This window comes from Nocardia abscessus (assembly GCF_015477775.1).
GTDB lineage: Bacteria > Actinomycetota > Actinomycetes > Mycobacteriales > Mycobacteriaceae > Nocardia > Nocardia abscessus_A.
In genome coordinates, this window is sequence record NZ_JADLQO010000035.1 from 1 (window position 1) to 14,208 (window position 14,208).

Annotated in this window: 13 protein-coding genes; 6 read left to right on the plus strand and 7 right to left on the minus strand. The window is 67.1% G+C overall.

Features of this window, described 5'->3' with window-relative positions:
- Positions 1–368 precede the first annotated feature (368 nt).
- Positions 369–1,343: a helix-turn-helix transcriptional regulator gene (locus IU450_RS38680; RefSeq protein ID WP_195154678.1), complete on the minus strand. Its 975-nt coding sequence runs from the start codon at positions 1,341–1,343 to the stop codon at positions 369–371.
- Positions 1,344–1,403: 60 nt separating this feature from the next.
- On the opposite strand from IU450_RS38680, the gene IU450_RS38685 reads away from it, so the two are divergent.
- Positions 1,404–1,757 (plus strand): YybH family protein, encoded by a 354-nt coding sequence (locus IU450_RS38685; protein ID WP_228835736.1) that lies wholly within the window; start codon positions 1,404–1,406, stop codon positions 1,755–1,757.
- A gap of 136 nt (positions 1,758–1,893) precedes the next feature.
- Positions 1,894–2,379 (plus strand): DUF488 domain-containing protein, encoded by a 486-nt coding sequence (locus IU450_RS38690; RefSeq protein ID WP_195154679.1) that lies wholly within the window; start codon positions 1,894–1,896, stop codon positions 2,377–2,379.
- 318 nt (positions 2,380–2,697) lie between these two features.
- Here the strand turns inward: IU450_RS38690 and IU450_RS38695 are convergent, their stop codons facing one another.
- Positions 2,698–4,209, minus strand: a complete 1,512-nt coding sequence (locus tag IU450_RS38695; protein ID WP_195154680.1) for a lectin-like domain-containing protein — start codon at positions 4,207–4,209, stop codon at positions 2,698–2,700.
- A gap of 573 nt (positions 4,210–4,782) precedes the next feature.
- Positions 4,783–5,409: a hypothetical protein gene (locus IU450_RS38700; protein ID WP_195154681.1), complete on the minus strand. Its 627-nt coding sequence runs from the start codon at positions 5,407–5,409 to the stop codon at positions 4,783–4,785.
- Positions 5,410–5,963: 554 nt separating this feature from the next.
- Between IU450_RS38700 and IU450_RS38705 the strand changes: the two genes are divergently transcribed.
- The gene (locus IU450_RS38705) at positions 5,964–6,647 is read left to right on the plus strand and encodes a PAS and ANTAR domain-containing protein (protein WP_195154682.1); all 684 of its coding nucleotides are present in this window, start codon (positions 5,964–5,966) and stop codon (positions 6,645–6,647) included.
- A gap of 20 nt (positions 6,648–6,667) precedes the next feature.
- Here IU450_RS38705 and IU450_RS38710 read toward each other — a convergent pair whose 3' ends face one another.
- The 3 genes from IU450_RS38710 to IU450_RS38720 all read right to left on the minus strand — a co-directional run bounded on the left by IU450_RS38710 (position 6,668) and on the right by IU450_RS38720 (position 9,318).
- Entirely contained in the window at positions 6,668–6,859 is a 192-nt protein-coding gene (locus IU450_RS38710) for a DUF3072 domain-containing protein (RefSeq protein ID WP_195154683.1), read from the minus strand.
- Between the two features lie 91 nt (positions 6,860–6,950).
- A complete protein-coding gene (locus IU450_RS38715; protein WP_195154689.1) occupies positions 6,951–8,237 on the minus strand; it encodes a uracil-xanthine permease family protein in 1,287 nt (428 codons plus the stop codon).
- Positions 8,238–8,562: 325 nt separating this feature from the next.
- A complete protein-coding gene (locus tag IU450_RS38720) occupies positions 8,563–9,318 on the minus strand; it encodes a ZIP family metal transporter (RefSeq protein WP_195154684.1) in 756 nt (251 codons plus the stop codon).
- 559 nt (positions 9,319–9,877) lie between these two features.
- On the opposite strand from IU450_RS38720, the gene IU450_RS38725 reads away from it, so the two are divergent.
- The 3 genes from IU450_RS38725 to IU450_RS38735 all read left to right on the plus strand — a co-directional run bounded on the left by IU450_RS38725 (position 9,878) and on the right by IU450_RS38735 (position 12,877).
- Positions 9,878–10,981, plus strand: coding sequence for a glutamate--cysteine ligase (locus tag IU450_RS38725; protein WP_195154685.1), 1,104 nt, complete (start codon positions 9,878–9,880; stop codon positions 10,979–10,981).
- A 132-nt stretch (positions 10,982–11,113) separates the two neighbouring features.
- Positions 11,114–11,389: a GlsB/YeaQ/YmgE family stress response membrane protein gene (locus IU450_RS38730; RefSeq protein ID WP_181723656.1), complete on the plus strand. Its 276-nt coding sequence runs from the start codon at positions 11,114–11,116 to the stop codon at positions 11,387–11,389.
- A gap of 321 nt (positions 11,390–11,710) precedes the next feature.
- A complete protein-coding gene (locus IU450_RS38735; protein ID WP_195154686.1) occupies positions 11,711–12,877 on the plus strand; it encodes a DUF3558 family protein in 1,167 nt (388 codons plus the stop codon).
- 104 nt (positions 12,878–12,981) lie between these two features.
- On the opposite strand, the gene IU450_RS38740 is transcribed toward IU450_RS38735, so the two are convergent.
- Complete coding sequence (locus tag IU450_RS38740; RefSeq protein WP_195154687.1) at positions 12,982–13,770, minus strand: thioesterase family protein; 789 nt, start codon at positions 13,768–13,770, stop codon at positions 12,982–12,984.
- Between the last annotated feature and the right edge of the window lie 438 nt (positions 13,771–14,208).

The window sequence follows — 14,208 nt, forward strand, 5'->3', positions numbered from 1 at the left end:
CTACGTCCTCGACGGAGCACTCATGCCAGGCAACACCGCCGCATGCAACCCCTCGATGACCATCGCCGCCATCGCCGAACGCGCACTCGACAACATCGTCACCCACGACATCGACACCCTGATCTGAGAGGCACCCTGATCCGAGAATGTCGCCAGAGTGGTCGTGCGGACGCGTTCGCCCGCAACGCCACTCGACCCTCTCGCACCGGGGCGGTCACGACCCGGAGCGCGGCGGTCGCCTTCGCGGTACCGGCGGCCGCTTCGAGATCGGCGGCGGCACCGAGGGTTTCGATGCGATCGAGTGCGTATAGCAACGTTCGGATTCGACCCTTCCCGCTCCCGGCACGGCCACCAGAAGGCGACAGCCCTCAGGATGACACTCCGTAGCAGGTGGCGATCGCGGCGGCGCGGTTGCGCAGGGATGTGCGTAACCACTGCGGGGCCAGGGCTTCCGCGTTCGTGGCGAGCTGCCACAGCGCCCATTCGGCGTGTCTCGGATCTTGGAATGTCACCTCCATCCGCAGCCAGCCGTCTGCGTCGGTTTCCTCGGCGCGGACGGCCAGCGCGGTGCCCACCAGTTCTTCCCGTCCTGCCGGGTTCACCCGTACCAGCACGGTGACTTGGTCGCCGCCGGTCCGGAACCGAGTGCTGCGTTCCTGCCAGGCCCGGTCCAGATCGACCCGGTCCGGCCGCTGCGCGGGTTCGGGGAGTTCCTCGGCGGCCAGGACCCGGGACAGCCGGTAGGTGCGGTCCGCGCCGGACCTCGTGGCCAGCAAGTAGCCCTGGTCTCGCACGGTGACCAGGCCGATCGGATCCACCGTGCGCCATTTCGGGGTCTGGTCCACGGCCGCGTAGTGGATGCGCAGTTTGTGTCCGGCGAACACCGCGCGCCGGATCTCGGTCACTACGGAGTCGGACACCTCCTCAGCGACCAGCCTGCGCGAGAAGAGGTCGGTCTCCGGGTCGATGAGCAATCGCTGGGCCGCGCCGGTCGCGGTGGCCCGATAGCTTTCGGGTAGCGCGTCGACCACCTTGAGCATGGCCGACGCGAGCGCCGAGCCGAGGCCGAATGCCTGCGCGCCGCGCCGTGATCCGGCGACAAGCAGGGCGAGCGCCTCGTCGTGGTTCAGTCCGGTGAGCTCGGTCTGGAAACCGGGCAACAATGCGAAACCGCCGTGCCGGCCGCGTTCGGCGTAGACCGGGACGCCGGCCGCGGACAGCGCCTCGATGTCGCGCAGCACGGTGCGCGTGGATACCTCCAGCTCGCGGGCCAGCGTGGCCGCGGACAGCCGACCGTGCCGGCGCAGCAGCAGCACCAGCGAGACCAACCGGTCGGCGCGCATGCGAAAACTTTACCGGAATACACGACACAGGATGTCGTGATTCGTTGGGAGGCTTGTCCTATGACGAACAAGATCATGGCCACTGAGCCGAACGACCTGGGCAGGTACTTCATCGAGCGCGCCAATGCGGGCGACGTCGACGGGCTGGTGGCGTTGTACGAGCCGAACGCCGTGCTGGCGTTTCCGCCGGGCAACCTCGCGACCGGACATGCGGAGATCCGCAAGGTGTACGAGCAGTTCGTCGCGGCCGCGCCGGTGCTCTCGCCGGGTAGGCAGCACCCGGCACTGGTGAGCGGCGACCTGGCACTGACGGCGTCCACGCTGACCACCGGCGAGGTGACCGTCGAGATCGCCCGCCGCCAGCCGGACGGGTCATGGCTGTGGGCCGTGGACCAGCCGGCACTCGTGCCGTAGCGGGGCGGCGGTGGGCCGGCGTGACCGAGCCCACCGCCGCGCACCGGCGGGTGAACGTGCGCCGCGCCGCGTTCGGCGAGTGCCTCGGACATGGGCTCGGCTTCCCGCCGGGCCACCGAGCCGGCGGGGCGCCGCGATGAGGCGCATCGCGACGATCGGCGTCTACGGCTTCACGGCCGGAGCCTTCCTGGAGAAGCTCACCGCCGGGGGCGTGGCGTTGCTGCTCGACCTCCGCCAGCGCCGCGGCGTTCGGGGCCCCGACTACTCCTGGGCGAACTCGGCGCGGCTCCAGCGTGCGCTCGCCGCGGCGGACATCGGCTACCTGCACGTGAAGGAGCTGGCGCCGACGACCGAGCTGCGTCGGCTCCAGTACCGCGAGGACGACCGCCAGGGCGTGGGCAAGCGCAACCGCGTCGCGCTGGCACCCGAGTACGCCGAGCGCTACACCCGTGAAATCCTCGACCCGTTCGACCTCGGCGTCCTCGTGGCCGAGCTTCCCAGCGACTCGATGACCGCCCTTTTCTGCGTCGAGCGCGATCCGGAGGCGTGCCACCGCTCGCTGGTGGCCGAGCGGCTGCGCACCGAGCACGGCCTGCCGGTGACGAACCTCCGTCCGGACTGAGCCATGCCTGTCACCGGCGTTCGTGCAGCGGCTGATGGGTCTCCCACGCGGCGGGGCCACCGACACCGCGTACCCCAGCGCGAATCTCGTGACTGCTCGAGCCCGAACAGAACCGGCCTTGTGTGGTCGCGGGCCGTTGCCGGAGTTGACCCGCAGAAGATCCTGTAGACCGCTGGGCGGAGCGGATCGAACAGGCCGAGCTGTGTTGCCCCAGGGTCAAGACCGTTGCGGCCCAGAGGATCCCGCCCGCACTGGAAGGCCCGCCGGGTGGGTTCTTTTTCCACCGGCGGGCCTCCAGAATCTTGGCGAAGACAGGGCTTATGGGCGGGTCACCTCGGTGGCGTGGAGGTTGCGCAGCGTGCCGTCACCGGCCTCGTGCTGGGACGGGTAGAGCAGTTGCACGGCCACGGTCAGGGGCGTGCCGGGCTCGATGGTGTGGGTGTCGTCCGGCGTGCCGATGACGACGGATCCGTCGGTGCCGTCCTTGATCACCTTGTACCACTGAGTCTGCTGGGGATTGATGCGGGTTCGGGCCGGTACGTCGAAGCGGATCTCCCACCACACCACCCGCTGCTCGTGGGCGGCCAAAGTGAGTTCGTAGCTGACGATCCATCCCTTGGCGTCCTCGGGCCAGGTCTGCGGCCACTGCCCGACGATCACGGGGGACACGGTGACGGGAGGCCGATCGACCTCGGTGGTGACCGATCCGGAGTGCCGTTCGGCGGTATTGGCGCGTGAGGGTGAGGTGATGAGGCTGGTGCAGGTGAGTCGGCCCTCGTACTGCGGGTCGATGGTGCCGGTCAGGTTGATGACCGCCTTGCTGCCCTTGGGCAGGTCGATCGGCATGTGTAGGCCGTCACGGACCGACCCGGTGCCGCAGACGGCTCCGTTCTCGGCCTGGCAGGTCAGTTCCAGGTCGGTCAGCTCTGTCGGGACGGTGGCATCCAGCACGGCGTCGGGGGCGTCGTTGGGGCCGAGATTCTGCACGCCGATGGTGTAGGTGATCCGAAGTCCCGACTGCGCTGTCTGGGGGCCGCTGATCTCCAGCGGCATTTCCGCGGGCAGGGTCACCTTGAGGTTCCTGATCCGGTGGTAGGCGGTCGCGGCACCGGTTCCGGCCGCGAAGCCGAGCTTGAACGTCTCGGGCACGGGTGGCTGACCGTCGGCGCCGGCGAGATCGAAGTCGTCGATCAGCAGGGTGCCGTTCGGGTTGGTTTTGTCGGCGTGGCGAACGGTGAGCCGACCGCCGATGATGGAGACCTGGATGTGGGCACCGCGCTCCCAATCCGCCCGGAATCCGCCCGGTACCTGAACGCCGGTGAGCCAGCCGAACCCTTCCCGCAGGTTGCCGGCTCCGCGTACCCCCAGGGTGTTGGGCCGTTGCGCACCGCCTCCGTTACCGGCCAGCGGCGTGGCGAAGTTCCCGTAGTTGTCGAAGCCGACGCCGACGAACCCGGCGGTGACTCCCGGCGCGACGATCTGCCCCGACCCCGTTTTCGTGACGGAGTAGCCGAGTGCGGCGCCGATGCCGCCGGGCTGAGTGGTGTGCGCGCCGTCGATCACGTAGACGCTGAAGCCGTCGCCGAGCGCGGCTGCTCCCTCGCAGGAGTAGTCGAAGTCGATGGTGACCCCGAGCCTGGACGAGAACGGCTGATCGAGGAACGCCGTCCCGGCCTGGGAATTGGTGTTGGGGGTGAGTTCCAGGCTGCCGCCGTTCAGTCGCGCGCTGCCCAGCAGTTGCCAGTGCGGGTTGGTCACGGTCTCATTGGTGAACGATTCGATGATCGGGAACTGCGCCTGCTGAATGGTGACCGGTGCATACGTCGTCATAGTCGAATCCTCCTTGGCCGTATGTGCCATGAGATGAGCGATTGCGCCATGCAGATTTGACCAGTACCCCGCAACGAAGATAGCGCATTCGATCCCACCGGGACTACGGTCCGTGGCCCGCCGCGCAAAGTATGCTGGAATGCAACGTGATTGGTTGACCGTGACCAGGCGGCGATACGCGGACACCCAGGGCGGCCTTTCATCGAACCGCGACGGTTGCCGAAAACGGGCTGTCATCCTACCCGGGGCGGAACAGCGTCGACACACAGTTCGTCTCAGAACCGCTACATTAAGGTAGCCGATCGGCAGACCGGAACTCCGCCATGGGTTGTATTGACGGGACGCAATTTTCTCGTCGTAGATCGGGATGGGTTAACCAGGATTCGGGGCCGAAGAATGGCTGCGATGCTTGGCCGGTGACGATTATGCATCTCCGGGCTGAGCCTGCCCCCGCACCCGGTCGGGCGGTGACCGAGCGCATCGCCCGGGGCGGCTGCACGACTCGACGGTGGTCCCGGGTTACTCGGATGTCGCGCGCATACCGGGGTAGCGGAGAACTCCGCGCAGGTGCGTTCAGCTCGCGGCCCGGTCGGGGAAGTCGAGTACGAGACCTGCGTCCCAGGCCCGCTCGATGATGTGGGCGATGTCGATGTCTCGTACGCCGCTGAACTCGGGGCCGGCGAACAGATCATCGATGTAGCGCAGGATGTGTTCGGCCACTACGGATTCGATGCGGCCGAGGCGTCCGGCGACTTGGGATGTGAGGTCGCGGGCGCGCATCCTGACTGTGAGGTCCTCGGGGCGGACATCGTCGGTACGTATGAACAGTCCACACGGTTCGCGAGGTATCAACGCGAGTCGGATCAGCACGCGGGCGGCACCGATGTATCGCAGTGTCCGGCCGGGCAGGTGGACGCGCAGGCGCAGCAGGATCGGCACCGCGATCGTCATGTCCCAGTCGCCCGAGTCGCAGCGCATGGCGTGCACGGGTCCCGCTTCGCCGATCGCGGTGGCGTGCACGAGTCCGTTCAATGCCACTGGTACCGGGCCGATCTCGATCCGCTCACCCACGATCTGCGCGACCACGTCGGCGATTCGCTCCGGTGTCGCGGCAGCGCGCAGCACTCGGTCGGCGAAGTCCGTGCGTGACAACACCTCTGCCGGCGCGCTGCCTTGTGCCGTCTGGCGATGTCCGGCCATGTCGCTACCTCCGTCGTGAGCGGATCGCCCGGAGCCGGGCGGATGCACACCGCATGTAGATGACATCTACCCGGCCATCGCGATTTCAATCGACGGAGCCGCCGCGGAGACCGAGACCCGAGCCGCGGCAGACCTGCAAATCTGCTCGGACAAGCAGAGTTCGACCAGATCCGGGGTCGAGACCCTTCCCTCGTCCGCCCGTCGCCTGCGCGAAGGCCAACCGACCGGCTGAAGGGCAGCAACGGCCGCGCACCGAACGACATTTCCAGGAATGCGGGCTACGCCGACTTGACCGCTCGACGCGACGGCTCGGCTGCCAGTTGTCCGGGTAGGCGGCGATCAGCACGCTGGGGAGCGAGCGGCGATCACCGCGCTGGGGGAGAGACTGGGGCGCGGCTCGTGGCGGTCCGTCGGCGGCGGGCGTCCCGGTTCGCCGCTGCCCGCGGGCGTGCGGCCGCGCTCGGGTCGGCCGAACTACCTGGCTCGCCTGACTTGCCGGAACGAGGTCCGAGGGTCGGGCGATTGTGCCCCTCGGTAAAGCCGAAGGGAGCATGATGGGACAGGTGAGCCACGTCGGTGGGCCGGACGCTGCGTCCGCGCCGGACAGCGCTGGGTCGGGAGCCGATGGTTCCGACCGGGCGGGCAGCTTCCGGTTCTGGTTCGAGGATCAGCGCTGGGAATGGTCCGACGAAGTTGCCGAACTGTACGGCTACCGCCCCGGCCAGGTGCAGCCGACCACCGAGTTGGTGCTGTCGCACAAACACCCCGCCGACCGCGCCGCCGTCGCCGACGCCCTGGCCATCGCGGTGCGTGACCACGGCGCGTTCTGCAGCCGCCATCGCATCATCGACACCGCCGGTCGCGTCCGTCACGTGCTGGTGGTCGCCGACCACATCTTCGATGCGACCGGCGCGGTGGTGGGCACCTCGGGCTACTTCATCGATCTGACCGCCACCGTCGATCAGCAGCGGCGTGAAGTGCTCGACGAGACGCTGCCGGAAGTGGTCGAGTCCCGCGCGGCGATCGAGCAAGCCAAAGGGATGCTGATGCTCGCCTATGGCCTGACCGCCGAGCAAGCCTTCCAGGTGCTGCGGTGGCGATCGCAGGAAACGAACACCAAACTGCGGGTGCTGGCCACCAAACTGGTCACTGTCGCCGCGGCGGCCGGTGGCGGCCCTGTCCAGCAACGCACCCAGCTGGACCATCTTCTGCTGACCATCCACGAGTATCCCGACTGAGCTGCCCAGCCCGGGCCGCCTCAGGCACCGCGGCCGGTGCGCTGCTGGAGCTCGTCGATCAGCTGCGACGCCTCCGCCTTGCTCAGCCCCTCCGGCACCTCCTCACCCGCCTCCTGGGCCAAAGTGTGCAGGTAGGACTTCTGCGGACCGGTCATCGGCTCGTCGCCGGTGGTCCACTGCTCCGGATCCTTCTCCGGGTTCGGCTGCGCCATCGCCACTCCTCACGCTCGGCAGAACAAATGTTCGATTCCTGCCTACCCGGATCGTGGATCTTCAACCACCGGTGCCATGAACCTGCGACGGTCACCGATCCGTCGGTTCCTCCGACTTCGTCACGTCGTGCGCCTGCTGGGGGACGACCGTCCCGCGCCGACCTCCGATCAGCCGCATCGCGTGGTAGATCAGGAGCGCGGCGAGGGCGCCGAGGGTGATGCCGCCGAAGTCGAGATCGCCCACCACCCATGTGAAGTCGGCGATGCCGATGACCAGCGGGATGGCCGCGGTGAACTGGTTGATCGGATGGCCGAAGTTCACCTGGTTGCTCACCCAGATGTGCACGCCGAGAATCCCGACCAGGCCGTAGAGGGCGGTCGTCACACCACCGAGCACCCCGGCCGGGATGGCGGCGATCACCGCCCCCACCTTCGGTGACAGGCTGAGCGCGATTGCCGCGGCACCGGCCACCCAGTACGCGGCGGTCGAGTACACCTTCGTCGCGGCCATCACGCCGATGTTTTCCGCGTACGTGGTGGTCGCCGAGCCGCCGCCACTGCCGGCGAGCGCCGTCGCCAGACCGTCGGCCGCCAGCGCGCGGCCGATTCGCCGGTCGTAGTCGATACCGGTCATCGTGGTGATCGACTTGACGTGCCCGATGTTCTCGACCACGAGCACCAGGACCACCGGCAGGAACATCGGGATCACCGAGAGGTGGAAGCTCGGTGCGTGGAAGTCGGGCAGTCCCACCCAGGAGGCGTCCCCGATCGCCGCGGTGTCGACCTCACCGCGGGCGAGCGCGAGCCCATAACCGAGCACGACACTGGCGACGATGGCCAGCCGGCCGAGCAACCCGCGGAAGAGCACGAGGCACAGGATCAGCAGGATGAGCACGACCGTCGCCGTGATCGCGTCCTTCTCGAAGTTCGCCTTGGCGGTCGGCGCCAGGTTCAGCCCGATAAGGGCCACGATGGTGCCGGTGACCACCGGCGGCATCAGCGCCTCGATCCAGTGGGTGCCTGCGAAGTGCACCACCACGCCGATGACGATCAGCAGGGCGCCGACCACCACGATCCCGCCGAGGGCCGCACCCATTCCGTCGGAGGCGGTGGCCGCGAGGACCGGAGCGATGATCGCGAAGCTCGAACCCAGATAGCTCGGCAGCCGGTTGCGGGTGATCACCAGGAACAGCAGGGTGCCGACCCCGGAGAAGAGCAGCGTGGTGGACGGTGGGAACCCGGTGAGGACCGGCACGAGGAAGGTGGCGCCGAACATCGCCACCACATGCTGCAAACCGATGCCGATCGTGCGGGGCCAGGTCAATCGCTCGTCGGGGGCGATCACACCGCCGGTGCCGACCTGGGTCCACCGGAACATCGTTCCTGTTCGCGATTCGGGTGTTGCCATGGGAGCAGTGTGCGGCATCGTCGGTCGTTGCGCCGTGTTCGCCCGCGGGAGCCGCCGGACGCGATCGACACAGTCCCCACGCCCGCTACGCACGTGATTCGACAGCGCGGGCACCCGCGACACACGTCATCCAGCCGATCTGTGCCTGCGCCGCCCCGTGCGGTAGTCGGTCGATCAAGTCCGGCTTCCGTGACGGGGAGAAGATCCTCCGGATACCGGCCTCGACAGCCCTCCGATGACGCCGCGACCGGTGATGTGCTGCTCGGCCTGCGCCGCCGAACCAGGTGTCGGGTCGTCACGGTCGAAGCTGGGACAGCCCGAAGGCGGTGAGGAATCCGGCCACGGTGATCAATCCGATCCATAGGTGCGCGTCTTCGAAAGCTTCGGGAATCATGGTGTCGGCGATCATCGCCAGGATCGCACCGCCCGCGAGCGCGGTGATCGCGGCGAGTACGGAGGAGGGGACACCTCCGAGCAGCCCGTACCCGGTCATGGCCGCGACCGCGCTGATCACCGCGATCGCTCCCCACAGGGTGAACACATAGCCGCGGGTGCGTCCCGCTCGTCGCATGCCCGAGGCGCTGGACAACCCTTCGGGAACGTTGCTGATGAACACCGCGGCCACGGTGACAACGCTCACCGTGCCACCGCCCAGAAGGCTGGTGCCGATCACCATCGATTCCGGAATCCCGTCCAGCAGTGCACCCAACGCTATAGCGGTGCCGGAGCCGGAGTGCTCGGCTTCGGAGGGTTGCTGATCACCGGAGCGTTTGCGGTGGTGTGCGCCTCGACGCGCCAGCATCACATTCGCCAGGGTGTACAGCACGGCCCCCGTCACCGCGCCCGCGGCGGTGGCGATCATGCCGCCGCGTTCGTGAGCTTCGGCGATCAACTCGAACGACACCGCTGACAACAGCACGCCGCTGCCGAAAGCCATCACACTGGCCACCACTCGGATCGGGATTCGCGTCAGATAACCCGCCAGCGCTCCGATCAGCAACGCTGACCCCGCCAGCAATCCCCAGCCACCCGCGATCAGCACACCAGGCACTCTTCATCCCTCATCCGCTCACACCGTGATCCACCGCAGATCACGCCCAGTAGGGGCTATCCGGCGGCGCGAACCCCAAACCCGTACGCGCGACCGGGGAACCGTCGGCGATCATTCCGCCGCCCGCGCCGCGGCCCGAGTCGCGAACTCGTCCAAAGCATGCCGAGGCAGCCGCATCGCCGATGCAGTCGGAAGCCGTGTCCGACTGTTCGGGCACTTACGCTGTTTGGGCACTTACGCCGGGGGTACGGCCCGAACACATTCGTTCGCACCGACGACACGCAGGTCGGCAGCCAGGGCCCGCGTGCACCCATCGGCTCGCGATCGAATTCATGCGGGCTCGACACCGGGCTCGAAGGTTGTGGTGGAGGAGGACTGGTGTGGATGTGAACCGATCGATAGCGCCGAGTTCGGAAGCGCAGGTGCCTCGGCGCGCTGGTGAGGGTCACCGGCGTGTGCGTCATCGGGCGGCGCGTGCTGTTTCGTGCTGCGCCCGCGAGAACCGTCCGCCACAGCCCACGGATGCCCGGCCGATGACCGCGAATCGAAGGGCGTGACCATGGACAACCACATACCGACTGTCGGTGTCGAGGAGGAATTCCTGCTGACCGACCCCGAAACCGGCGCGCCCACACCGCAGAACATCCGAGTCGCCGAAGCGGCGAAGAAAGCGGACATCGACCTGCAACTGGAGCTGACCAGCTGTCAGGTGGAAACCAGTACCGGGGTGCACTCCGATATCGGCGAGTTGCTCACCGAATTGCGCACGCTGCGGAGAACGGTCGCCGAATGCGCGGCCGACAACGACGCTCGGCTGCTCGCCGTGGCGGTGCCGCCGACCGTGCCCGAGGAGTTCCCGATCACCGACGCACCGCGGTATCGGCGGATCGCCGACACGTTCGGCATGATCGCCCATGAACAAGGGTTGTGCGGATGCCACGTGCATGTCGGTGTTCCCGACCGCGACACCGCGATCCTGGTCGGCAATCATGTGCGTCCGTGGTTGCCGGTGTTCCTGGCGTTGACCGCCAATTCCGCGATCTACCGTGGCAGCGAGACCGGGTACGCGAGTTGGCGCAGCATTCTGTGGCGGCGCTGGCCCAGCGCGGGACCACCGCCGTACTTCGCCTCGGTCGAGGACTACGACTCGATCGTGGCGATGATGCTCGCCAGCGGCAGCATCCTGGACAACAAGATGGTGTACTGGGACATCCGGCCTTCGGAGTCGTTTCCCACCGTGGAGATACGGGTCAGCGACGTACCCGCCACCGCGGAGGAGGCCGCGCTGCTCGCCACGTTGATCAGGGCCACCGTCGCCACGGGCCTTCGATCGATCGAGCGTGGCGAAGCCGCTCCGCCCATCCCCGCCGAAGTACTTCGCGCCGCCTATTGGAACGCCGCGCAGTCGGGTCTGGACGGCGACGGGCTCGACCCCTTCGAAGGCCGCGTGGTCCCGCACCGCGACCTGCTGGACAAACTCGTCGGTCACATCGAGCCGGCGCTGCGGGACTTCGGCGACCGCACCTTCGTCGCCGAAGCGATCGCCGCCCTCGACGAGCGTGGGAACGGCGCTCGACGCCAGATTCGGGTGCTGCGCGAGCGCCACGAAATCGGCGATGTGATAACGGAACTGGCACACGCGACCCTCGAAGGATGCACCTGAGCTGCCATCTGCTCGACCCGCAGCGACGAGCCTCTGCCAGGCAATGCGATTGACCGCCCGCGCCCGGGGTATGGCGAGAACAGACGCTCGCTGATCAGCATGCGGGCTCAACTCGATGAATCGGAGAATATGATGCTCGGTCTCGGAATCCTCGGTTGGATCATCATCGGCGGCTTGGCCGGCTGGATCGCCAGCAAGATCATGAAAACCGATGCTCAGCAAGGCATTCTGCTCAACATCGTGGTCGGTATCGTCGGCGGCCTGCTCGGTGGATTCCTGCTCAAGTTGCTGGGAGTCGATGTCGAGGGTGGCGGGCTGTGGTTCAGCTTCTTCACCTGCCTCGGCGGCGCGGTTGTCCTGCTGTTCCTGGTCGGCTTGGTGACCGGCCGTCGCGGCGCGCTGCGCTGACACCGCGATCGGCGGCGCAGGTGCCCCACGCGCCCGGCGATCCATCCAGCGCAGCTGCCACATCTCGGTGTCGACCAGCGATGTGCGACTTCGTCGTCTGATACCGCACCGCACAGAATCGAACGGCCCGAACCTTGTCGAGGTTCGGGCCGTTTGTCTGGGCCGACATTTGGCATGCCGGTTGTTCGAGCAGAACTTGTAGGGTTGGATGGCCACATGGCTGCGCCTGTCGTTGTGTGGCGTGCCCTATGACCCGACACCGTAGAACTGAAAGCTCCGAGCTCGGCGAGATTACGACAGGACGTAATGACACTCCGTTCCTTGGCCGCATTCACCGTGCTGGCGATCGTATGTGCAGTGGGCGCGACCGGCTGCGGGAACAATGCCACCGAGAACCGGGTAGCGGCGAGCAGCACCAGCACAGTGCCGACCGCCGTGACGACTTCCACGTCATCCACCACCGAGAATTCGGTGGGCGTTGGCAAACACGAAACTATCATCACCAGTCCCGACGCCGAACCACTGATGGCCAGGATCCGCGCCACCGATCCGTGCTCGATGTTGGACCAAGAGCCGTTGAAGTCGATGAATCTCGGAACGAAATCATTCACCCGTGAGGGACGAGGGCTCGCCGGATGCCAACTCAGGGTTGGCGATCACGTGGGCGAACCCGCCTCGAAGGATGCGTTCTACCTATTCGAACTGTCGCTCGGCGAGGTGTACGACGACGATGACCGCGCGCAGGACAAGGCCGAAACGGTCAACGGTCACACGATCTACCGGTCGCACCTGGCTGATGAGCCGACTTTCGCAGGCACGTGCTATTACTACGTGCCTGCTGGGAACACCGGCTACGCGCACCGGTTGCGGTTGCGAAAGGTTCCGCCCGACGGTGCGCCGGACAATACACCGTGGCCCGAAAAGTGCGATGTAGGAAAGAGCTACGTCAGCAGAATCATCGATCGGCTGGACAACCTCACGCCCCGCGACAAACCGGCGGACGGGAAGGTGCTGTATGGCAAGAACCCGTGTGCGAGCGCGGATGCGGTGAAGGCCCGGTACAGCGATTGGATCTCGAACTCGATCGGTTGGGTCGCTCCCTATCACTGCCAGGTGAATTTCACCAAGCCAGGTGCGAAATACAGCCTGCAAGTCGAGTTGTCGTTCCGCTTGGACGTGGAGCAAAAGGCATCGCCCGGGCCGGGTAACGGTGTCTACCAGGCTGCGGGCCTGAACGGGATCATTCTCCGTTCGAACGTGTACGGTCCGGTCCCGTCACGTTGTGGCGTCAGCTTGACATACCGGCCGAGCAGCGATGGCCGCATGAACGGTCATCTCATCAGCCTTGCGATCGATTGGTCCGCGCTCCCTCTGGCCCAATACGGCGATCCCGGTCACCCGACGGACGGCAGCTATCCGCCGCTTCCGTTCGACGCCTGCGCCGACGTCGACGATTTCAGCACCGCCGCAGTGCAGGCCGCGGGCTGACCTCGCACGTTTTGTCCCGGCCCGACCCGACGCCGGAGCAGGGTTCATCTTCGCGCCGCGCGCCGGCGGATTTCGGTGACTTCCCGAAGATGTCCGCGTTCCGGTCAGCGCTTCGGAGCGGCCAGGTCGAGCTGCCGGTCCGGGTTGGAGAGGGTGGTGACTACGCATGTGCCCAGTGCCCCGGCGCGGTCGTAGAGCGTGGCGGTGCCGATCGAGATGCCCTCGGCGGCAACGGCGTTCTCGGCGCGCAGGCCGAGCTCGCGGCCGTCTGGTAGCCGCGACAGGGTGAGCGTCGTGTCGGCGTTGATGTAGCCGATGCCGTGCGAACCCCAGTGGCACACCTGGTTGGTGAAATCGGCGACCATGGCGGCATGCTGGAAAGGGGTCAGCGGCTCCCCGGCCACCAGCGGCGGAACCACCAGCCAGCAGATCTTGCGGTCACCGTTCTGGTGGCCTGCGGCATCGCGGCTCCAGTCGCGATCGCCGCTGCGGAACAGCGGCGCATCGCCGACGGTTACCGCCCCTTCCGGCGGCACCGGAAGCTCGACACCGGCGCTCCACACCCGCCCCGGCGGTGTCGCGCCGGTGCTCATGAACAGCGCGGTGGCGCGGGCGCGCACCTGATCGTCCTGCACGATCGCCGCATCGGCCACCGTGATCCGCCTGCCGGTGCGCACCACCTCGCTGCGCACCGTGATCGGCCGGTCGAGCACGGCCCGGAACAGATCCACGGTCAACCGGGCGGGAACGAACGCGTCCGGACAGTGCGCCTCGAGCTCTCGCGCCAGCAGCCCGCACACCGGCGGCCCGCCCAGATGCTCTGGCTGCCACACACTTCGCGTGATCTTCTCGGCAACCACGACGTCCCCGCGGCGGGTGAAGAAACCGGCCATCGAACCACCTCCGAGAATGAGATTCTCATACTATCCATCCAGTTCGAGAGTGCGGCGGCCGGTCGTGATCGAGCTGTGGAGGACGAACTCTGCCTGCCGTGCGGTGGTCGATCTTGGGAACCGCGGCACTGGTGCTGTTCGTTCGGGTGGGAGGCTCGCGGGCGGAATCACAATGCAGGGGAAAGGATGTCTGCCTCATGGCGATCGACGTATGCGAACGGAGCGGCCTGGGAAGTACACCGATCGGCGAGCTCCGCGCCATCGCAATGGTCTTATGCCGCTGTTCGCCGGCGGGATGGTGATCGGGGTTGGGGTCTATCTCGCTAACGGTGTTTGCGGCGATCTCCATCAGTAGGTTTGGGCGTTGGGCCAGCGGTCGGCGAAGGTGATCGCGAAGGCGTTGACCGCGGGTTTCCAGCGCATGGTCCATCGTGCCCG